17 protein-coding genes are annotated in these 20,271 nt (G+C 74.0%); 10 read left to right on the forward strand and 7 right to left on the reverse strand.

The features are described from left to right. Positions 1–2: 2 nt before the first annotated feature. From BLW85_RS06280 to BLW85_RS06300, 5 genes are all read right to left on the reverse strand, one after another. Positions 3–797 (reverse strand): 3-hydroxybutyrate dehydrogenase, encoded by a 795-nt coding sequence (locus BLW85_RS06280; RefSeq protein ID WP_074991318.1) that lies wholly within the window; start codon positions 795–797, stop codon positions 3–5. Between the two features lie 42 nt (positions 798–839). Then, positions 840–1,319, reverse strand: a complete 480-nt coding sequence (locus tag BLW85_RS06285; RefSeq protein ID WP_074991320.1) for an NUDIX hydrolase — start codon at positions 1,317–1,319, stop codon at positions 840–842. A gap of 10 nt (positions 1,320–1,329) precedes the next feature. Further along, a complete protein-coding gene (gene lnt / locus BLW85_RS06290; protein WP_074995986.1) occupies positions 1,330–2,946 on the reverse strand; it encodes an apolipoprotein N-acyltransferase in 1,617 nt (538 codons plus the stop codon). A gap of 69 nt (positions 2,947–3,015) precedes the next feature. Then, positions 3,016–3,561, reverse strand: coding sequence for a hypothetical protein (locus BLW85_RS06295; protein WP_070026539.1), 546 nt, complete (start codon positions 3,559–3,561; stop codon positions 3,016–3,018). Between the two features lie 93 nt (positions 3,562–3,654). Further along, entirely contained in the window at positions 3,655–4,434 is a 780-nt protein-coding gene (locus BLW85_RS06300) for a glutamate racemase (protein ID WP_070026714.1), read from the reverse strand. 72 nt (positions 4,435–4,506) lie between these two features. Between BLW85_RS06300 and BLW85_RS06305 the strand changes: the two genes are divergently transcribed. Continuing rightward, positions 4,507–5,682 carry a glycosyltransferase gene (locus tag BLW85_RS06305; RefSeq protein ID WP_074991322.1) on the forward strand — a complete coding sequence of 392 codons (1,176 nt, stop codon included), beginning with the start codon at positions 4,507–4,509 and terminating at the stop codon, positions 5,680–5,682. 7 nt (positions 5,683–5,689) lie between these two features. On the opposite strand, the gene BLW85_RS06310 is transcribed toward BLW85_RS06305, so the two are convergent. Beyond that, positions 5,690–6,862 (reverse strand): TerD family protein, encoded by a 1,173-nt coding sequence (locus BLW85_RS06310; RefSeq protein ID WP_079172600.1) that lies wholly within the window; start codon positions 6,860–6,862, stop codon positions 5,690–5,692. 305 nt (positions 6,863–7,167) lie between these two features. On the opposite strand from BLW85_RS06310, the gene BLW85_RS06315 reads away from it, so the two are divergent. The 4 genes from BLW85_RS06315 (at position 7,168) to BLW85_RS06330 (ending at position 11,919) form a co-directional block, all read left to right on the forward strand. After that, positions 7,168–7,608 (forward strand): DUF6643 family protein, encoded by a 441-nt coding sequence (locus BLW85_RS06315; RefSeq protein WP_070026536.1) that lies wholly within the window; start codon positions 7,168–7,170, stop codon positions 7,606–7,608. A gap of 42 nt (positions 7,609–7,650) precedes the next feature. Beyond that, positions 7,651–8,490 (forward strand): MOSC domain-containing protein, encoded by an 840-nt coding sequence (locus tag BLW85_RS06320; RefSeq protein ID WP_074991325.1) that lies wholly within the window; start codon positions 7,651–7,653, stop codon positions 8,488–8,490. Between the two features lie 163 nt (positions 8,491–8,653). After that, positions 8,654–9,259, forward strand: coding sequence for an Rv1733c family protein (locus BLW85_RS06325; RefSeq protein ID WP_070026713.1), 606 nt, complete (start codon positions 8,654–8,656; stop codon positions 9,257–9,259). A 221-nt stretch (positions 9,260–9,480) separates the two neighbouring features. Further along, entirely contained in the window at positions 9,481–11,919 is a 2,439-nt protein-coding gene (locus BLW85_RS06330; protein ID WP_074991327.1) for a right-handed parallel beta-helix repeat-containing protein, read from the forward strand. Here the strand turns inward: BLW85_RS06330 and BLW85_RS06335 are convergent. Beyond that, positions 11,889–14,375, reverse strand: coding sequence for a hypothetical protein (locus BLW85_RS06335; RefSeq protein WP_074991329.1), 2,487 nt, complete (start codon positions 14,373–14,375; stop codon positions 11,889–11,891). The genes BLW85_RS06330 and BLW85_RS06335 overlap by 31 nt on opposite strands. A gap of 275 nt (positions 14,376–14,650) precedes the next feature. On the opposite strand from BLW85_RS06335, the gene BLW85_RS06340 reads away from it, so the two are divergent. The 5 genes from BLW85_RS06340 (at position 14,651) to BLW85_RS06355 (ending at position 20,270) form a co-directional block, all read left to right on the forward strand. Continuing rightward, positions 14,651–15,547, forward strand: a complete 897-nt coding sequence (locus BLW85_RS06340; RefSeq protein WP_074991331.1) for a DeoR/GlpR family DNA-binding transcription regulator — start codon at positions 14,651–14,653, stop codon at positions 15,545–15,547. A gap of 97 nt (positions 15,548–15,644) precedes the next feature. Next, positions 15,645–16,106 (forward strand): SRPBCC family protein, encoded by a 462-nt coding sequence (locus BLW85_RS06345; RefSeq protein WP_074991332.1) that lies wholly within the window; start codon positions 15,645–15,647, stop codon positions 16,104–16,106. A gap of 265 nt (positions 16,107–16,371) precedes the next feature. Beyond that, positions 16,372–16,539 (forward strand): hypothetical protein, encoded by a 168-nt coding sequence (locus tag BLW85_RS39285; protein WP_167381381.1) that lies wholly within the window; start codon positions 16,372–16,374, stop codon positions 16,537–16,539. A 301-nt stretch (positions 16,540–16,840) separates the two neighbouring features. Continuing rightward, on the forward strand, positions 16,841–18,277 hold the full coding sequence (locus tag BLW85_RS06350; RefSeq protein WP_239697608.1) for a radical SAM/SPASM domain-containing protein: 1,437 nt from the start codon (positions 16,841–16,843) through the stop codon (positions 18,275–18,277). Between the two features lie 109 nt (positions 18,278–18,386). Then, positions 18,387–20,270, forward strand: a complete 1,884-nt coding sequence (locus BLW85_RS06355) for a carbamoyltransferase C-terminal domain-containing protein (RefSeq protein WP_244174821.1) — start codon at positions 18,387–18,389, stop codon at positions 20,268–20,270. Position 20,271 lies beyond the last annotated feature (1 nt).

The following is a 20,271-nucleotide window of genomic DNA, read 5'->3' on the forward strand; positions in this document are numbered from 1 at the left end:
GGTCAGTGGGCCGTCCAGCCGCCGTCGAGGACCAGGGACGTGCCGGTGACGAAGGACGCCTGCGGGCCGCACAGGTAGGCCACCGCCTCGGCGACCTCCTCGGGTTCGATCAGCCGGCGCACCGCGCTGTCCTTCAGCAGCACCTCGGACAGCACGCGCTCGGGCGGGATGCCGTGCGCCCGCGCCTGGTCGGCGATCTGCTTCTCCACCAGTGGCGTGCGGACGTAGGCGGGGTTCACGCAGTTGGAGGTGACGCCGTGCGCGGCGCCCTCCAGCGCGGCCGTCTTGGACAGCCCCTCCAGACCGTGCTTGGCGGCCACATAGGCGGACTTGAACGCCGAGGCGCGCAGGCCGTGCACCGAGGAGACGTTGACGATCCGGCCCCAGCCCCGCGCGTACATGTGCGGCAGGGCGCCGCGGACGAGCCGGAAGGGTGCCTCCAGCATCACGGTCAGCACCGTGTGGAAGACGTCCGGCGGAAACTCCTCGATGGGACGAACCAGTTGCAGTCCCGCGTTGTTGACCAGCACATCGGTGCCTGCGGCGGCCGCCTCGGCGGCGTCGAGGTCGGTCAGGTCGAGGACGTGCGGGAGCACGTCGCCCGCGAGGTCGGCGCCGCCCCTGGCCTCCTCGGCCAGCCGGGCCAGCCCCTCCTCGTCCCGGTCGACGGCTCTGACCTGGGCGCCCGCGGCGGCCAGGCGCAGCGCGCAGGCGCGGCCGATACCGCTCGCGGCACCGGTGACCAGGGCCGTTCGGCCGACGAGATCGAGGGCGAGGGGCTGGGTGCTGGTGCTCATGGGCCGACCCTAGGCGAAAGAGGCGGTCGGGGCGGCGCCGGCTCAGTCGGGTGTCGCCGGAGCGAACCAGGCGGGCCCCTCCGTCATGGCCTGCTTGATCCGGAACAGCGCGAAGTCGGGCAGGTCGGGCAGCGCGTCCACCGCGAACCAGCCGACCTCCAGCGACTCGTCGTCGTTGACCCGGGCCTCGCCGCCCACCGCCTTGCAGCGGAAGGTGATGTCCATGTACTGGCAGACGTCGCCGTTGTCGTAGGTGACCGGCTGGAGCGCCTGCACCAGGACGACCCGTTCGGGCACGCAGTGCACCGCCGTCTCCTCGTGGACCTCGCGCACGGCGCAGTCCGCGGGCTGCTCCCCCGGCTCCGGGATGCCGCCGATCACCGACCATCTGCGGGTGTCGGAGCGCCGGCCGAGCAGCACCCTGCCCTCGTCGTCGAAGACGATCGCGGTGACCCCGGGCAGCCAGAGCAGCTGCCGGCCGGCCGTGGCCCGCAGCGTGCGGATGAAGTCAGGAGTAGCCATGGGAGCGACCCTAACGGGCCGCCCCGCCCGCGCCCCGCGCCCGCAGCCGGCTGCCGGCGGCCAGGCCGAGCCCGCCCACGGCGACCGCCACGAGTGCCATTTCCGGCAGGATGCCCAGCTCGGTGGCGGGCGTGGTGGAGGTGCGCAGCGGCACCTTCTGCTCCAGGTAGGCGGGCACGAACATGCCGGTCTTCTGGGTGATCTTCCCGTCCGGCATGATGACCGCGCTGACCCCGCTGGTCACCGGCACGGTCACGGTGCGGCTGTGCTCGACGGCGCGGATGCGGGACATGGCGAGCTGCTGGTAGGTCATCTCGCTGCGGTCGAAGGTCGCGTTGTTGCTGGGCACGGAGATCATCTCGGCGCCGTGCGTCACGGTGTCCCGCACGGCCCAGTCGAAGGCGGCCTCGTAGCAGGTGGCGAGGCCGACCTCGGCGCCGTCCATGTCGAACACGCCGGGCTTCGCTCCCCGGCTGAAGTCCTGGCGGACCATGCCGGTCCAGTCCTTGTTGACGGCCCCGACGAGCCCGCGCAGCGGCAGGTACTCGCCGAACGGCTGGATCTGGCGCTTGTCGTACGTCTGCGTCGGGCCCTTGGCGGGGTCCCAGAGGATCTGCTCGTTGAGCAGCCTGCCGTTCTTCTCGACGACGGCGCCGACGGAGATGGGCACCCCGATCGCGTGCACCGCCTCGCCGATGACGGCGGCGGCGTCCGGGTTGGCGTAGGGGTCGATGTCGGAGGAGTTCTCCGGCCACAGCACGAAGTCGGGCCTGGGGACCTTGCCCGCCTTGACGTCGGCGGCGAGCTTGAGGGTCTCGCGTACGTGGTGGTCGAGCACCGCCCGGCGCTGGGCGCTGAACTCCAGCCCCGAGCGCGGCACGTTCCCCTGGATCACCGCGACCGTGCGGGTGCCGTCCTCGGCCTTGTCGCTCACCAGGGCGCGCGCGGCGACCGCGCCCGCCACCGGTACGGCCACGCTCAGCAGCGCCGCCGCGGCCGTGGCGCGCCGCACGGTGCGGGACCGGCGCCGGTGCGCGAGGAGGCGGACCACCTCGCAGAGCCCGAACCCGCACAGGACGACCGCGAAGCCCAGCACGGGCGTGCCGCCGACCGCGGCCAGCGGCAGGAAGACGCCGTCCGCCTGTCCGAACGCGACCTTGCCCCAGGGGAAGCCCCGGAAGGGCACGCGTGCCCGTACGGCCTCGCCCGCGATCCACACCGCCGCCGCCCACACCGGCCAGGCCGGCAGCTCGGCGACGGCGGCGACGCCCACGCCGACCAGCGCGACGAAGACCGCCTCGACGGCGACCAGGGCCAGCCAGGGCCCGGGGCCGACCTCCACGCCGGTCCACACCAGCAGGGGCAGCAGGAAGCCGAGGCCGAAGAGGTAGCCGAGGCCGAGGGCCGCCTTCCAGCCTCGGCCGCGCAGGACCCACCCGAACCCGGCGAACGCGGGCAGGGCCAGCCACCACAGGGGACGCGGCGGGAAGCTCGCGTAGAGGAGCAGTCCGCAGAGCGCGGAGACGACGGCCGGGACCAGACCCGGCAGCCGGCGTCGCAGGGCGCCGGGCGCAAAGGACGGGCGGAGCCGGTCCGGCTGGTCCACGGAAGCAGCGGTGACGGTCACCCGGGTGAGTGTACGGCGGCTGACCTCGGCGTTGACAGCCACGGTCCGGGGGCCGGACGCCCGCAATCGTCAGGCCGCGGTGCCCGGCGTGATCGAGCGCAGCCGGGCCCTGATGATCCGCACGGCGGACTCCGCGTTGTCCACGGTGATGGTGAAGGTGTGCCCGTCCCACAGGTTCAGCACGATGCCCTCGCCCCGGCGCACGACGACCGCGGTGCCCTTCTCGGGACGCCACCGGTAGCCCCAGCCGCCCCACTGGCGCGGGGTCACCACGGCGGTGAAGTCGGCGCCCGCGACATGGGAGAGGGGGATGCGCCGGCGCGGCAGCCCGATGTGGCCGCAGCGCACCTCGACGCACTCGCGGTCCAGCCGGAGGTCGACGTGGACGAAGGCGAGCGTGCCGAAGAGGACGAGCAGGCCGGCGGCGATGCAGCCCACCACGGACATGGCGAGCGCGGGCACGGAGGACGTCCAGGCGGAGTCCACGGCCAGCTTGATCCCCAGGGCCAGGCAGGCCGCTCCGACCAGTGCGAGCAGCCACTGCACGCGGTTGGTGGCGCGTCCGGTCCAGACCTCGGGGGTGGGGGTGTCCTCGGCGTGGGGCTGGTCCCTCATGGGTATGAGGTTACTCAGGTTTCGCCGCGTGGGTACCGGGTCCCGGAGCGTGACTGCGCCATGCGGCGGTCCGCCTCGCGGCCGATCGCCGTCTCACCGGCGGTCGGCGTACCGTCCCACCGCCGGCAGCAGCCGGCCCTCGGCGTAGTGCAGCGCGGCCGCCGGCAGCTCGCCCTCGCGGCCGCTGAGCAGCACCGTCAGGCCGCCGTCGGCGGGAGCGCCGGTGGCCGGCTGTTCGCCGAGGCGGCGCAGCGCCTGGGCGGCCACCGCGCCCGCGGACCCGTGCAGGACCAGCGGGGCGGCGCCGGGGCGCTGGACGGCGGCGCGGATGCGTTCGGCCACCAGTTCGTAGTGGGTGCAGCCCAGGACGACGGTCGTCACGTCGTCGGGGGTCAGCGCGGCCGCCGCGGTCACGGCCGCCTCGATCGCCGCCTCGTCCGCGTGTTCGATGGCCTCGGCGAGTCCCCAGCACGGCACCTCGGTCACCGGCACCCCGGCGGCGAAGTCCTCGATCAGTCCGCGCTGGTAGGCGCTGCCGGTGGTGGCGGGGGTCGCCCAGATCGCGAAGGGCCCGCCGCCGGCCGCGGCCGGCTTGATCGCCGGCACGGTGCCGATCACCGGGATGCCGGGCTCCAGCCGGGCGCGCAGCGCGGGCAGGGCGTGCACGCTGGCCGTGTTGCAGCCGACGATCAGCGCGTCGGGACGGCGGGCCGCGGCGGCCTCGGCGACGTCCAGCGCGCGCCGGGTGAGGTCCTCGGGGGTGCGCGGTCCCCAGGGCATGCCGTCGGGGTCGAGGGAGAGGACGAGATCCGCGTCGGGCCGCAGGCGCCGTACCGCGGCGGTGGCCGCGAGCAAGCCGATTCCGGAGTCCATGAGCGCGATCTTCACCCGGCCACGATAGACGATCCGTTCATGTGAACGGCTCGGGTGGGGCAGACTGCGGCCGTGAGTGCCTTCCTGTGGATCACCGTCGTCTCGCTGGCCGCCTGGTGCTGGCTGCTGCTCGGCCAGGGGTTCTTCTGGCGCACGGACGTGCGGCTTCCGGCGCGCCGGGAGCCCGCTTCGTGGCCCTCCGTCTGCGTGGTCGTACCGGCCCGGGACGAGGCGGGCGTACTGCCCGCGAGCCTGCCGTCGCTGCTGGCGCAGGACTATCCGGGGCGGGCGGAGGTCTTCCTGGTGGACGACGGCAGCACGGACGGCACCGGGGAGCTGGCCCGCGAGCTGTCCGGGCGGCACGGCGGGCTGCCGCTGACGGTGACGTCGCCGGGCGAGCCCCCCGCGGGCTGGACGGGCAAGCTGTGGGCGGTGCGGCACGGCATCGCGCTGGCGCGGGCGCGCGAGCCCGAGTACCTGCTGCTGACGGACGCGGACATCGCGCACGCCCCGGACAGCCTGCGCGAGCTGGTGGCGGCGGCCGGCACCGGCGGCTTCGACGTGGTGTCGCAGATGGCGCGGCTGCGGGTGGAGAGCCGGTGGGAGCGGCTGGTGGTGCCGGCGTTCGTCTACTTCTTCGCGCAGCTGTACCCCTTCCGGTGGATCGGCCGTGAGGGTTCGCGCACGGCGGCCGCGGCGGGCGGCTGTGTGCTGCTGCGGACCGCCATGGCGGAGCGGGCCCGGATCCCGGACGCCATCCGGCACGCGGTCATCGACGACGTCTCACTCGCCCGCGCGGTGAAGGGCGCGGGCGGGCGGGTCTGGCTGGGCCTCGCCGACCGGGTGGACAGCGTGCGGCCCTATCCGCGGCTGCACGACCTGTGGCGGATGGTCTCGCGCAGCGCCTACGCCCAACTGCGGCACAATCCACTGGTGTTGCTCGGTACGGTGGCCGGTCTGGCGCTGGTGTACCTGGTGCCGCCGGTGGCGGTCGTCTGGGGCGCGGCGGCCGGCGGCACGGCGACGGCGGTCGCCGGTGCGCTGGCGTGGGCGGTGATGGCGGGCACGTACGCGCCGATGCTGCGCTACTACCGGCAGCCCCTGTGGCTCGCCCCGCTGCTGCCGTACACCGCGTTCCTGTACCTGCTGATGACGGTGGACTCGGCGGTGCAGCACTACCGGGGGCGCGGGGCCGCCTGGAAGGGCCGTACGTACACCCGGCCCGGTGCCGTGCCGGACGAGGGCTGAACCGGTCTCACTTGCGGCCGGGTGTCCAGTTCATGCCCCAGCCGTAGGCGCGGTCCACGGTCCGCTGCGGGCTCACCCCGCGCTCGGGCACGAGGTAGCGGGCCTCGCGCCGCACGACGAGGTCTCCGCCGTCGTTGGTGAGCAGGGCGAGGGCGCAGACCGTGGACGGGACGGTGCACTCGTCCAGGGCGAAGTCGACGGGGGCGCCGTGCTGCGGCCGGAGGGTGACGGTGGCGTGCAGTCCGGCGAAGGAGGTCGCGCCCTCGTAGATGGTGACGAAGACCAGGACGCGCCGTAGTTCGCGCCGGTGGTCGAGGTTGAGGGTGAGGTTCTCGCCGCTCTCGACGGCTCCGGTGCGGTCGTCTCCGTCGAGGTGGATGTACGGCGGCCGGTGCAGCGAGCCGAAGGCGTTGCCGAGCGCCTGCACGACTCCCTTGCGGCCGTCCGCGAGTTCGTACAGGGCGCACAGGTCGAGGTCGAGGCCGCCCGGCCCGCCGCCCCGGCGCGCTCCCCACCCCGGAAAGCCTTGCCGTGCCTGCCAGTTGAGGTTCACTCGCATGGCGCCGGAGGTGCCGCCCTGCTTGGCGAGCGAGACGGAGGGCGCGCTCTTGGTGAGGGTGACCCTGGAGGGGCGGGACGGGCTCGCGGGGCGGCCCGCCAGGGACCGCTCCGCGGTGATGCCGAAGGCCGCGGCCAGGCCGTCCGGGCCGTTGTCGTACCCCTGCCCGACGGCACGGAACTTCCAGCCGCCCTGGCGGCGGTAGAACTCGCCGAGCAGCAGGGCCCTCTCCACGCTCGCGCCCACGTCGTCGAAGCGGGCGGCGATCCGGCCGGTCACGGGGTCGCTCACCTCGATGTACAGGTCGGGGACCTGTCCGAACGCGCCGCCGTCGGCCGACACGGCGAAGACGATCCGCTCGATCGCGCCCTCGACGCGCGAGAGGTCGACGGACAGGGTGTCCACGACGAGCGGGCCCCGCGTCCGCTCCCCCTCGTGGCGCACCGCGCCGGAAGGATGGGCGGGCCGGTCGCGGTGGACGAAGTCGGCGGCGGAGCGCACCTGTCCCGCGGCGAGCAGCAGCGCCGAGGCGCGGACGCCGGGTACGCCGGGCCCGTGGCGCCGGCCCAGTTCGACGCGCAGCGCGGTGGCCGGAACCGGTGTGTTCGATCCCTTCGGCATGGACATGGGGACCCCCTCGCCTGCGGCCCGCGCTGTCCGCGGACGTCCGGATCATCCCTTCCTGCCCAGCCTGTTCCCGGCCATGCCGAACTCACAGGGGCGGAGCGGGGGAAGACACTGGAAGATCGCCGGTCAACCGCCGGTAACCCCGCCGAAAAGTCCGGCACTTACACGATCCATACGTTGATCACTACACCTTTTCGGCGAGTTCGCCCGAATTGAGGATCGCCGGTCACCGCCGACACGGAAAACAACCCTCTTATCGGTCTCCCCAACCAGCACATCGTGGGCTTAACTTATGTGCCATGACCTCCCCCCGCTCCACTTATGGCGGCGGCTATTACTCCGCCTCCTTCCGGGACACTCCCATCTACGACTCGCTGGTGGCCGAGCGGGGAACCCCGCAGATCGCCCCGATCCGGGTCCCCGCCGCCTACGACACCGGCAGCAGCCTGCCCGCCCTGCCGTCGGCCCTGCCCGCCCTCCCGGCGGCGCCCTCCCCGCAGCCCCAGGCGCCGGCCTACGGCTACCCGCAGCAGCAGGCCCCCATGCCCATGCAGCAGGCGCCCACGGCGTACATCCCGCAGCAGGCGAGCGCCCCACGCGGCTATCCCGGCCCGCAGGCCCCGCAGCAGCGCCCGATGGCACCGGGCACCGGCTACGAGGCGATGCGTCCGGCCGCGCCACGACCCGTGCAGGCTCCCTACCAGGACCCGTACAACCACCCGCAGCAGCGCGGTTACTGACAGGCACCACCCGCTGTCGGTGACACCTGGCACGATGGCGACATGGATATCGCCGAAGTGCAGTCGATCCACCTCTACCCGGTCAAGGCCTTCCGGGGCCTCGCGCCCGCGTCCGCCGTGGTGGAGCCCTGGGGCCTGGCCGGAGACCGGCGCTGGACACTGGTCGACGCCGAGGGGAAGGTCGTCACCCAGCGGGAGCAGCCGCGCCTCGCACTCGCCGCCGCCGAGCCACTGGCCGGCGGCGGTGTGCGTCTGTCCGCGCCCGGGCGGGAGCCGCTGACGGTCGAGGTGCCGGAGCCGGTGGCCACCGTGCCGGTGAGCGTGTTCGGGACGAAGGTGGATGCGGTGCCGGCCGCTCCCGAGGCGCACGCCTGGAGCAGCGCCTATCTCGACGAGGACGTACGGCTGGTCCACCTGGACGACCCGGCCACCCGCCGCCCGATCGACCCGGACTACGCGCTGCCGGGCGAGACGGTCGGTTTCGCCGACGGCTATCCGCTGCTCGTCGCCACGACGGCCTCCCTGGACGCCCTCAACTCCCTGATAGCCGAGGGGAGTCACGCCCATGAGGGGCCGCTGCCGATGAACCGCTTCCGGCCCAGCGTCGTGGTGGCCGGGACCGAGGCGTGGGCCGAGGACGACTGGGCCCGCGTCTCGGTCGGCGAGGTGGTCTTCCGCGTCGCGCGGCCCTGCGGCCGCTGTGTGGTGACCACCACCGACCAGGACACCACCGAGCGCGGCCGGGAGCCGCTGCGGACGCTGGCCCGCCACCGCAAGTTCGGGAGCAGCCTGGTCTTCGGCCAGTACCTCGTCCCCGTCTCCGGCGGCACCATACGCACCGGCGACCCGGTGCGCGTGCTCGAACGGCGGTCGGGCCGGTAGCCGGCGGCCCGCGGGGCGCGGGCCGCGTCCGGTGCGGCGAGGTGGCCGAAACCGGTTCGCCGATCCGGGAACCCTCCGGCCCGTCACCGTCGTTGAGGTGACATGAGAAAGGCATGAGACGCCACGGCCCCGACCGGCCGCGGCGGACATGGGGGTGGGGACGATGCGGGCAGTCACCGGTCTGTGGCGCTGGAGACGCAATCCGCTGTGCCGCGCGACCGATCTGGCCGAGGCCTGGGTGGCGCTCGTGGCGCTGGTGCTGATCGCCGTGGTGGCCCCGGTGACCGGCGCCCTGGTCGGCACCGCCGCCGAGGGCTCGCTGCAACAGGCCGCGCGGGAACAGCAGCACGCCCGCCGCCTCGTCACGGCCACCGTGGTGCGCGAGTTGCGCGACTCCCCGCTGGAGACCGACCCGGAGACCTCCGGCGCGCGCGAGACCCGGACCCGCGTCGTCGCCGACTGGACCGCGCCGGACGGCACACCGCACCACGGCGCGGCCCTCGCGGAGCTCAAGTCCCCTCACTCCGGGGACCACTTCGGACTCTGGACGGACCGGCACGGCCGAATAACGACCCGCCCGCTGGACTCGGCCACGGCGACGACACACGCCGTCCTGGCCGGATTCGGCGCGGCGCTGCTGACCGCGGCCCTGGTGGAGACCGTCCGGCAGATCGCCGTCTGGCGCATGGTGCGCCGCCGGTACGCACGCTGGGACCAGGACTGGGACCGGGTGGGCCCGGACTGGGGCAAGGCGGGCACCGGCAGCTGACCGGCCGCCGGCGGTGGTCAACCACCTCGGGCGCACACGCTACGGTGGACCGGCCGAAGCGCTTTCGGCGACAACCCGCGGGCGGGCACACCGCAGGGGCGCGCAGGGACGCGGGAGCACGAACGGGCAGGCCCCCGGGCCGAGCGCGCTCGCGGTCCCGGCACCGCCGCTCCCACGGGGCGTCGGCCATCAGTACGACGAGGTGGGGGCACAGCAACGCCATGGCACAGGGCACGGTCCAGGTGACGCACACCGGTACGTCGCGGTGGCGGCGCCGCACGGGTGAGTACGCTTCGCTCGCCGCCGCCCTGGAGGCCGCCGCCGACGGCGACGTCCTCACCATCGCCCCCGGCACCTACCGGGAGAACCTCGTCGTGCAGCGCGCGGTGACCCTGCGCGGGCCCGAGGGCTCGCCCGGCTCGGTGCGGATCGCGCCGGTGGACGGGGTGCCGCTGACCGTGCGGGCCTCGGCGGTGGTGCACGACCTGCATGTGGAGGGCCAGGACTCGGCCGCGCCCGCGCTGCTGGTCGAGGAGGGCACACCCGAGCTGACGGACATGCGGATCGTCACCCGCTCCGCCACCGGGATCGAGGTGCGCGGCGCGGCCCGGCCGACCGTGCGCCGCTGCACCGTGGACAACCCGGCCGGCATCGGCATCGCCGTACTCGACGGCGGCAGCGGGGTGTTCGAGGAGTGCGAGGTCGTCGCCGCCGGACAGGCCGGCGTGGCGGTCCGCGGCGGCGGCCATCCGCGCCTGGACCGCTGCCGGGTGCACCACGCCTCGGGCACCGGCTTCACCGTGACCGGCGAGAACTCCGCGCTGGAGGCGGTCGGTTGCGAGATCTACGAGGTGCGCGGCTCCGGGGTGCAGGTCACCCAGCGGGCCACCGCGCACCTGACCGACTGCGATGTGCACCGCACCACCGCCGACGGCGTCACGCTGGACACGGACGCGGTGCTCACCCTGGCCGACTGCCGCATCCACGACATCCCGGAGAACGCGGTCGACCTGCGCTCGCGCTCGGTGCTCACGCTGACCCGGACCACGGTCCGCCGGTTCGGCCGCAACGGGCTGTCGGTGTGGGACCCGGGGACCCGGGTGGACGCCAACCAGTGCGAGATCTTCGACAGCACCGGCGACTACCCGGCGGTGTGGGTGAGCGACGGCGCCACCGCGGTGCTCGACTCCTGCCGGGTGCACGACGTGCCGGACGCGCTGTTCGTGCTGGACCGCGGCTCGCGCGCGGACGTGGTGGACAGCGATCTGTCGCAGGTGCGCAACACGGCGGTGTCGGTGAGCGACGGGGCGACCGCGCAGCTGGACGACTGCCGGATCCGCGAGGCGGCGACCGGCGCCTGGTTCCGGGACCACGGCAGCGGCGGCACCCTGAACAACTGCACCGTGGACGGCACCCAGACCGGTGTGATCGTCACCAAGGGCGCCGATCCGACCATCGAGCGCTGTACCGTCGACTCCCCCGCCGAGGCCGGTTTCTACGTCTCCGCGGGCGGCCGGGGCACCTTCCTGAACTGCCGGGTCAGCGGCAGCGGCGGCTACGGCTTCCATGTGATCGACGGCTGCCGCACCACCCTGCGCCGGTGCCGCACCGAGCGGTGCGCCCGCGGCGGCTACGAGTTCGCGGACGGCGGCCCGGACGCCGGGTCCGGTTCGGGTCCGGTCGTGGAGGACTGCACCAGCGACGAGAGCGGCGGCCTGCGGCCCCCCGCGGCGCGGGAGACCGCCGTGCAGACGGTGCCGTCCTCGGCCGGGCTGCTCGGTACGATCCCCGGGCAGCGCAGCACGGAGCCGGAGGCACCCGCCCCCGCGCCGGAGCCGCAGCGGCCCTCGCGGACGTCCAAGGACGTGCTCGGTGAACTCGACGCGCTGGTCGGCCTGGAGAGCGTCAAGCGCGAGGTGCGGGCGCTGACCGACATGATCGAGGTGGGCCGGCGCCGGCAGCGGGCGGGCCTCAAGGCGGCCTCCGTCAAACGGCACCTGGTCTTCACGGGCTCCCCCGGCACCGGCAAGACGACCGTCGCCCGGCTCTACGGCGAGATACTCGCCTCCCTCGGTGTGCTGGAGAAGGGCCACCTGGTCGAGGTGTCCCGGGTGGACCTGGTCGGCGAGCACATCGGCTCGACCGCGATCCGCACCCAGGAGGCCTTCGAACGGGCGCGTGGCGGTGTGCTGTTCATCGACGAGGCGTACGCGCTGTCACCGCAGGACGCCGGGCGCGACTTCGGCAAGGAGGCCATCGACACGCTGGTGAAGCTGATGGAGGACCAGCGGGACGCGGTGGTGGTGATCGTCGCGGGCTACACGGCGGAGATGGAGCACTTCCTGTCCGTCAACCCGGGTGTGGCCTCCCGTTTCTCACGCACCATCACCTTCGGCGACTACGGTCCGGAGGAACTGCTGCGGATCGTGGAGCAGCAGGCCGACGAGCACGAGTACCGCCTCGGCCCCGACACGGCCGAGGCCCTGCTGAAGTACTTCGCGGACCTCCCGAAGGGCCCCGCCTTCGGCAACGGCCGCACCGCCCGTCAGACCTTCGAGGCCATGGTCGAGCGCCACGCGGGCCGGGTGGCGCAGCTGCCGGACCCCAGCACGGACGACCTGACCCTGCTCTATCCCGAGGACCTGCCGGAACTTCCCTGACCGCCGCTGCCGTCGGACCGGGACCCCGGTTCCGGGCGGGGGGCGGGCAGGTCCGGCGACAGACGGGCCAGCAGCTCGGCCCGGACGCGGGCGAAGACCGGGTCGGCCTGGTAGTCGGAGTGGCCGAGGATCGGGCCCGGCAGCGGGTGCTCGGGCGTGCGGCCGTAGGCGAGGGGGTCCCGCAGCGGTTCGTGGTCCACGGGCGGACGGCCGTCGTCGGCGAGGCGCACCGGGCCGCCGATGGGGTCGGTACGGCGGTACAGATTGCTCCAGCAGGCGATGTCGCGGTGCAGCCCGGCGAGCGCCTCGGGCCCGAAGTGGGCCGGGAACCAGCGGCCGTACAGGCGTTCCAGCGGCGACCCGTACGTCAGCAGCGCGATCCGTCCACGGGTGGCCGGGGACAGCTGCCAGGCCGCCGCGGCGGCGAGCACGGTGCCCTGCGAGTGCCCGGACAGCACCAGCCGGCCCCCGGTGGCCCGGGTCCAGGTCGCCATCCGCCACGTCAGATCGGGCACCGCGCGCTCGGCGTAGCACGGCGGGGCGAAGGGGTGCGCGGCGCGCGGCCAGAAGGTGCCGACGTCCCACAGGATGCCGACGGTGCGCCGCGCCCCGGCGTCCTTGTAGGCGCGCCGGCCCCAGGTGACGAACAGCAGGAAGCCGAGCCCGACCAGCCAGGAGCCCAGGCCCTGGCAGACCGCGGCGGCGACCTGTACGACGCCGGCGGTGCCGCGGGCCGCGCCGTCCGGGCTCCGCCCGGTGAGCAGGGCGCCGGCCAGCGCGGCGCCGCCCAGTACCAGGGTGGTGACGGACAGCACCCCGAGGACGAGCGGTGCGCGATCGGTGAGGGCCGCCATGGCCCGGGTGTGGGCGATGGCCCGGGTGCGCGCCGGGTCCTCGGGCTCGCCGGCGTACTCCCGGCTCACCCGGGCCCGCTCCGCCCGGGCCGTGCGCCCGGCGTCGGCGAGGAGCCGTCCGGCGAGCGCCAGCAGCACCAGGATGACCGGTGGGATCACCGACGCCTGCCAGGTCAGCAGCACCGGCGGCCCCGCGAGCGAGCCCCCGTCGCCGTCCAGCCAGTCGGCCACCCGCTGGGCGACCCCGCCGGACATCACCCCGCCCAGCGCGCAGGCGAGCAGCGCGGTGGCGGGACCGCCCAGGCCGCGCATGCAGGTGCGTGCGGCGTCGGGGCGGCGCGGGTCTTCCGGGCCGAGGTGACGGCGGCCGTCGGCCGTCTGGCGGTACAGCCCGCGCGCCACCGTCGCCAGGGCCACCACCAGCACGCCCTGCGCCAGCATCAGGGCGCCGAACGCCGCGTCGCCCGGTAACCGGCCCGCCGACCGCCACTCGGGGCGGGACCAGCCGGTGTAGAGGACGGTGAGTGCGAGGAGGACCAGGGTGGCGAGGGGGAGGAGGCGGACCAGGTGCCGGTCGAGCCGCTGGTCGAGCTGGTCCTCGTCGCGGCCCCGGCGGCACACCACCGCCACCGCCGCCACCGCTCCGACGAGGAGCAGTGCGGTCAGCACCCAGCTCAGGGCGTCCAGCGCCGCGGGTCCGCCGGGCCGGTGGTCGAAGCGGGCCGCCGGTGTCGCGAGGGCGGCGGCGACCGTGAGCAGACCGGCCGCGGTGTGCGCGGCACGCAGCCGGGCGACCAGCCGGCGCCCGTACCAGAAGCCGGGCCGGGCCAGGGCGCTGCCGCCCGGCTCGGGTTCCGATTCCGGGACCTGGAGCAGGGGGCGGTGGGACTCGTACGCGCTCCAGGTGCGGTGCGCGAGGTACCAGAGCAGACCGACCAGCGCGCCCGGCACCAGCGCGGCGAGCGCGAGGCGCCGTCCCGGCTGGGCCCACCAGCCGCCGGAGGCGCCGAGCAGCTCGGCCCACCGCCGCACCCCGGACCCCTCGGCCGCGTCGGGGGTGAGGAAGGCCAGCCAGAAGTGGCGGCTCGCGCAGGCGGGGGCGCCGGCGCACTGCCAGGCGGCGAGGTCGAGGGCCACCTCGCAGGCGGCGGCGACCAGCAGCACGGTGAGGGTGAACGCGGTCAGCCGCACCAGGAGGCCGTAGAGCCGCACGGTGCGGGGCCGGTCCGGGGCGGCGGGCCGCATCCAGTGGGCGAGGTTGACCACCATGAACGGCAGCAACAGCAGCCACAGCGCGCGTCCGGAGTCACCGGAGGTGAGGTTGCACCAGACGTACGCCTCCTGCACCGGTTCGCCGCGGGACGCCGCGGGCCTCCCGTGGTCCGGGCCGGTGGCGGGTGCCGCGTCCTCGGCGCGGCGGAAGACGGCGGCCGTGTCGTCTCCGGTGATCCGGACGGTGCGCGCGTCGCCGAGCATCTTCTCCGGTGTGGTGCCGCCGACGCCGTGCACCAGCAGTTCCAGACCGGCCACCGACTCGGCCGTGCGGCCGGGTCCGTCCGTGACCGGTTCCCGGCCGACGGGCCGTTCCTGAGCACGTTCCACTGTTCCCCCGTGATGCCGTGAACGCCTGTGTCCGTGCGCCGACCAGGATGTCCTGTCGCGGTGCGCCGCGCACCCCTCGTCACCGAATCTCCCCGATCCGTGCGACGGCGCGTGCGGGCGACGGCGCCGCGAGCGGCGGGCGGGCGGTGGCGCACCTGCCGCCCGCCCGTGAAAAGATGGGACGCCCGCGCACCCCTCGGACCGGCGAAAGCACTGGTCGAAGACGGGTGCGCCGGGCGTGTCGAACGGCTGGCGGCGAAAGGACCGGAGCGTACGTGAGCGAGAATCACCACCTGCTCGCGGAGCAGCGCCGCGCCCTGATCCTGGACGAGGTCCGGCGCCGTGGCGGCGCCCGGGTCAACGAGCTGACCCGCAGGCTCGGCGTGTCGGACATGACCGTACGGCGTGACCTGGACGCGCTGGCCCGGCAGGGCGTGCTGGAGAAGGTGCACGGCGGCGCGGTCCCGGTGGTCGAGGCGAGCACCCACGAGCCGGGCTTCGAGGCGAAGTCGGGTCTGGAGCTGTCGGCCAAGGAGGACATCGCGCGGGCGGCCGCCCGGCTGGTCAGCCCCGGCACCGCGATCGCCCTGTCCGGCGGCACGACGACCTACGCGCTCGCGCAGCACCTGCTGGAGGTGCCCGAGCTGACCGTGGTGACGAACTCGGTGCGGGTCGCCGACGTCTTCCACGCGGCGCAGCGCCTGTCGGGGCAGCGGCAGGGCGCGGCCACGGTGGTACTGACCGGCGGGGTGCGCACCCCCTCGGACTCGCTGGTGGGTCCGGTGGCCGACCAGGCGATCGCGGCCCTCCACTTCGATCTGCTCTTCCTCGGGGTGCACGGCATATCGGTCGAGGCGGGACTGTCCACGCCGAACCTGGCGGAGGCCGAGACCAACCGCCGTCTGGTGCACTCGGCGCGGCGGGTGGTGGTCGTCGCCGACCACACCAAGTGGGGCACGGTGGGCCTCAGTTCGTTCGCCGCGCTGGGGCAGGTGGACACCCTGGTGACCGACTCGGGCCTGCCGCAGGAGGCGCGCGCCGAGGTCTCGGAGCACCTGCGACGGCTGATCGTGGCCGGGGAACAGGACGCCGAGGACGCGGGCGCGGACGACGAGGACCCGGAGGACGGCGCCGACGACGCCGAGAACACCGACGGCACCGACGACAACTGACGCTTCGCCAACTACGCTGCCCCGCACGGCACACGCGCGCCGGAGACGAGCGGTTCCCCGCCTTCGCACGGGGGTTCGCGACCGAGGAGGCTTCGTCATGCCCCAGCGTCTGCGTCCGGTCGGACCGGACTTCGTCGGCCGAGCGCCGGTACGGCTGGTGTTCGGCCGGGACATCGCCGCCGCACCCGAGTCGGTGTACCAGGCCCTCGCCGAGGACGTGGCCGGCCTGCCGCGGTGGTTCTCGGCCGTGACCGCCGCCCGGTCGACGGAGGGCGGGCGCGAGGTGCGACTGCGCGGCGGCCTCCGCTTCCGGGAGACGGTCCTGGTGGCCGAGGAGCCCGGGGTGTACGCCTACCGCGTCGACGTCACCAACGCGCCGGGTGCCCGCGCCTGGGTGGAGGAGTGGCGGCTGACCCCGGCCGGTGCCGGGACCTGGGTCCGGCTGACCTTCGCGCTCGACGGCACGGCCGCCTTCCGGCTGGGCTGCCGGCTGGCCGCGCCGGGTGTGGGCGGCGCCGTCCGGCGGGCGATCGCGGCCCTGGACCGGCGGCTGGCCTGAGCCGGCCGCGGCGGCCGTCCGCCGTCGGGTCCGGGAACCAAACCACCGCCGGCGCGATTTCCGGTGTATTCGGCCGGCACGCGTGGGCGTATGGGTGTGCGCGGGGCGTGCACAGGAAACGAAATTCAACAGACCGGAAGATCAATCCGCCTGTGCGCCCGCGCAACGGACGCAATTTTCCAACCATGGCCGGATGACGACTTATTGGTGGTCTTCTCTTCTGCTTCATTGGAACGCGTTGTGTCGCACCTACCGAGGAGGCCGCATGGCCGAAGTCAAGAAGGTCGTCCGCCCCGCGATCACCGCGTCGTCCCGCCCCTGCGCGTTCGTCTCGCCGGACAAGGGCAACGCCCCGACCATCACTCCGGTCCGCAAGGAGGCCGAGACCGTCTCTGCCCCCGCTGAGCAGCGGAAAGAGTGTGCGTCGGCCTGACGGCTGACGTCTTCCGGGGTCCCGGTCCACGGGCCGGGCCCCGGTCTCTCGCGAACCGGGCCCCGCACCGGGCCGGTTCGCCCCCAACGGCTCCGTGCCGCACACCGCACGACCCCTCGGAAGTCGTGAGACGCAGGGAGAAGGCTCAGCCATGCAGAATTCGATGTACCAGTCCTCGCGCTACGTCCGCACTCTTCGCACCACAGGCGACCAGGATTTCACGTCTTTCGGCGGCCGGCTCGATTCCTACGGGGACGACGAGCGAACCATGGCCTTTCATTCACTCTTCGGAAATGCGCGCTTGATCGACCGGGACATCGTGGAGATCCTCAAAGAGGCCGCCGGGGGCGTCAGCTGGGACCGGCTGCGGGAGCGGGTGGACGAGGACTCCCTGCGCGACCTCGTGGCGGCCCGGTTCCTGGTGGAGGCGGGGCACGACGAGGCCACGGAGATCGACTCCCTGCTGGAGAGCCGGCGAAGCGCCCTCGGCAGCGGCGTGTTCCACTCCTCCATCCAGCTGGTGCTCACCAACGCCTGCAACTTCTCCTGTCAGGGCTGTTTCGCCTACAACTTCGACGGCGGCGTCGAGGAGCGCAACACCTCGGGCGAGTCGGTCAAACCCGGACCGGTCCTGGTCGAGCTGCGCCGCTCGCGCGAGGACGGCGGCCCCGCTGCCCGCCAGGACTCGGGCCCGACGCTCGCCCGGGGCGACTGGAACCACGGCACCGACGAGGGCCGCAACCCCTCGATGCACATGTCGCGGGAGGTGGCCGAGAAGACCGTCAAGGAGGCCATCGCGCTGCGCAAGGCCAACGGCGGCGGCCATCTGACGGTGTCGTTCTTCGGCGGCGAACCCACCCTGGCCCGGGGCACCATCCTGCACGTCCTGCGCACCTTCGGCGACCGCTACGACGGGGTCTCCCTCTCCTACGACCTGACCAGCAACGGCTCCCGGATCGACGACGAACTGCTCGCCGCCCTCGCCGAACACCGCGTCGACACCACCGTCTCCATCGACTACCTGGTCCCGGAGACCGGCGAGTTCCGCGGCGGCCAGCAGCAGCGCACCCCCTGGGCCGTGGTCCGCAAGGCGATCCTCGACATGAAGGCCGCCGGCGTCCCGGTGAGCATCACCTCCGTGCTCTCCCAGTACACCTGGGACAAGTGGGGCACCCCGCTCATCGACTTCGTCGCGGAGGCCGGGCTGGACAGCCTGGACGTCATCGTCTCCTTCCAGGCCAAGGAGTTCTTCCAGCAGCACAGCCCGCACGACGTGGCACAGCGGCTGCTGGCCGCCGTCGACTACGGGCGCGAGCGCGGCGTCCAGCTCAGCGGCTACTGGTACCAGACCTTCCAGATGATCATCGACGACGCCAAGTGGGCCGAGCAGGCCGACTACAAGACCTGCCCCGCGGTGGGCCGCCAGCTGTCCATCGAGCCGAACGGCAGCGTCTTCGCCTGCAAGGCCACCGCCCGCAAGCTCGGCACCATCGACGACTGGCGCGGCATCTTCACCTCACCCGCCTACCAGGACTACGGCATGCGGGCCTACACCAACGGCCCCGGCTGCCAGGGCTGCGAGCTGCAGGGCACCTGCTCGGGCGGCTCCGCCGGCGCGCTGGAGGAGGAGAACGGTTCGATCCAGGTGATGTCGCCCGGCTACTGCGCCTATATGCGCGAGGTGGTCCAGGGCCTCCTGGAGCGTCACCACACCCAGAGCCTCGCCACCCTGTCCTGATCCGGGCCCCGGCCCTCCCCGCAACGGCCCGCCCGCACGCGCGGCGGGCCGCCGATCCACGATCCGGCCCCGCGACACAGGTCCGGGCCCAGGAAGGGTGACTGGTTCCATGGCAACGATCGGCATGCACTTCGGCCACGACGCGGGCGCCGCGCTCACCGACGCGGGCGGCTACCGCGTCATCGAGGCCGAGCGCCGCCTGGGCCTGCGGCATGTGTGCGGCGGCAACGGCGACTTCCCGCGGGCCGCCGCCGAGTGGCTGGCCGAACTGCGCGCACGGGCGGCGAGCCCGGTCACCCGTATCGCGGTGGCCGACTGGTACACCCCCCGCTGCCAGGTGCTGCCCCCGGCGCTGGTCGAACTCGTCGGCGAGGACGCCCGCTGGACGGCCATCGGAGGCACCGGCCTCGCGGACGCCGTGACCCGCGTGCTCAAACCCCTCGACTGGCCCCTCGCCAAGGGCTTCGGCGACATCACCCTGACCGCGGTGCGCCACCACTACGCCCACGCCGCCCTCGCCTACTACACCTCCGGCGCCCGCAAGGCGCTGGTGCTGGCCCTGGACGGCACGGGCAACTACGCCGAGTGCGGCATGGTGTGCCTCGGCGACGGCGACCAGCTCACCCCCGTGCTGTCCTTCACCAACCGCACCGGCCCCCGCTTCGGCCTGGTCTACGAGGCGCTCGCCCGGCGGATCCACGGCAGCCAGTTCGACACCGGCAAACTGCTCGGGCTGACGGCCACCGGCGAGACCGACGCCGCCCTGCTGCCCGTACTGCGCGCCATGCTCCTGCCGCAGTCCACCCGGCGCGCCTCCCCCGACCTGTACGAGCCGCTGGACGAGGACCTGCTGACCGGCACCGCGCTGCGCTACGCCGACACCTGGTGGGAGTACGACCCGGACAGCGGCGGCTACCTGGACGCGGGCCTGGCCGACTCCAGCGACGACGACGTCGTGCACTCCTTCGGCTCGGTCTTCCCCGACGAGATCCGCACCGCCGACGGCGCCACCACCCTGATCGGCACCTCGCCGGACGACCGTGTCTGCCGGGACCTGGCGGCGACCCTCCAGGCCGCCGTGGAGCAGGACCTCACCCGGCTTGTCACCGGCCTCAGCCGGCGCTTCCCCAGCTACGCCACGCTCTGCTACGCGGGCGGCTGCGCGCTCAACATCACCGCCAACAGCCGGCTCGCCGAGTGCGGCCAGTTCACCCGGGTGTCCGTGCCCACCTGCTGCGACGACTCCGGGATCGCCCTCGGCGCGGCGCTCGCCGTCGCCGACCCCGCCGACCGGCCCGCCCTGATCGGCCGCTCGGGCTGGACGTCGCTGGCCTACGCCGGGCCGTCCCTCGGCGGCCTGGACGCGCTCGGCCAGGGCACCGCTCCCCCGGCCGACGACCTCGCGGCCCGCGTACGCGGCCTCGGACTGTCCGTGCGCGGCACCGCCGACGACGAGGAGTTCGTGGAGGCCGTCGCCGATCTGCTGGCCGAACGGCGCTGCGTGGCCTGGCTGGAGGGCGGTCTGGAAACCGGGCCGCGGGCCCTCGGCCACCGCTCCCTGCTGGTCTCCGCCCACTGGCCCGGCGCCCGCCGGTACGTCTCCGAGACCATCAAGCAGCGGGAGTGGTTCCGGCCGGTCGCCCCGATCTGCCCGGAGGAGGTCGCCGACCAGTACTTCACCGGCCCGCTGGACCACGCCGAGACCATGCTGTTCGCCGTACGGGTACGGCCCGACCGGGCCGGACCGCTCGCCGAGGCACGGCACATCGACGGCACGGCCCGCCTCCAGACCGTACGGCCCGACACCCAGCCCCTGCTGCACCGGCTGTGCCACGCCGTCGCCGCCCGGACCGGGTTGCCCGTGCTCATCAACACCAGCGCCAACGGCGGCGGCCGCCCCATCCTCAACCACGTCGACGAGGCACTGGAGTTGCTCACCGAGACCGAGCTGGACGCCGTGGCGCTGCCCGAACGCCGCCTGATCGCCGAGTGAC

The organism is Streptomyces misionensis (assembly GCF_900104815.1).
In the GTDB taxonomy this organism is placed as follows: Bacteria; Actinomycetota; Actinomycetes; order Streptomycetales; family Streptomycetaceae; genus Streptomyces; species Streptomyces misionensis.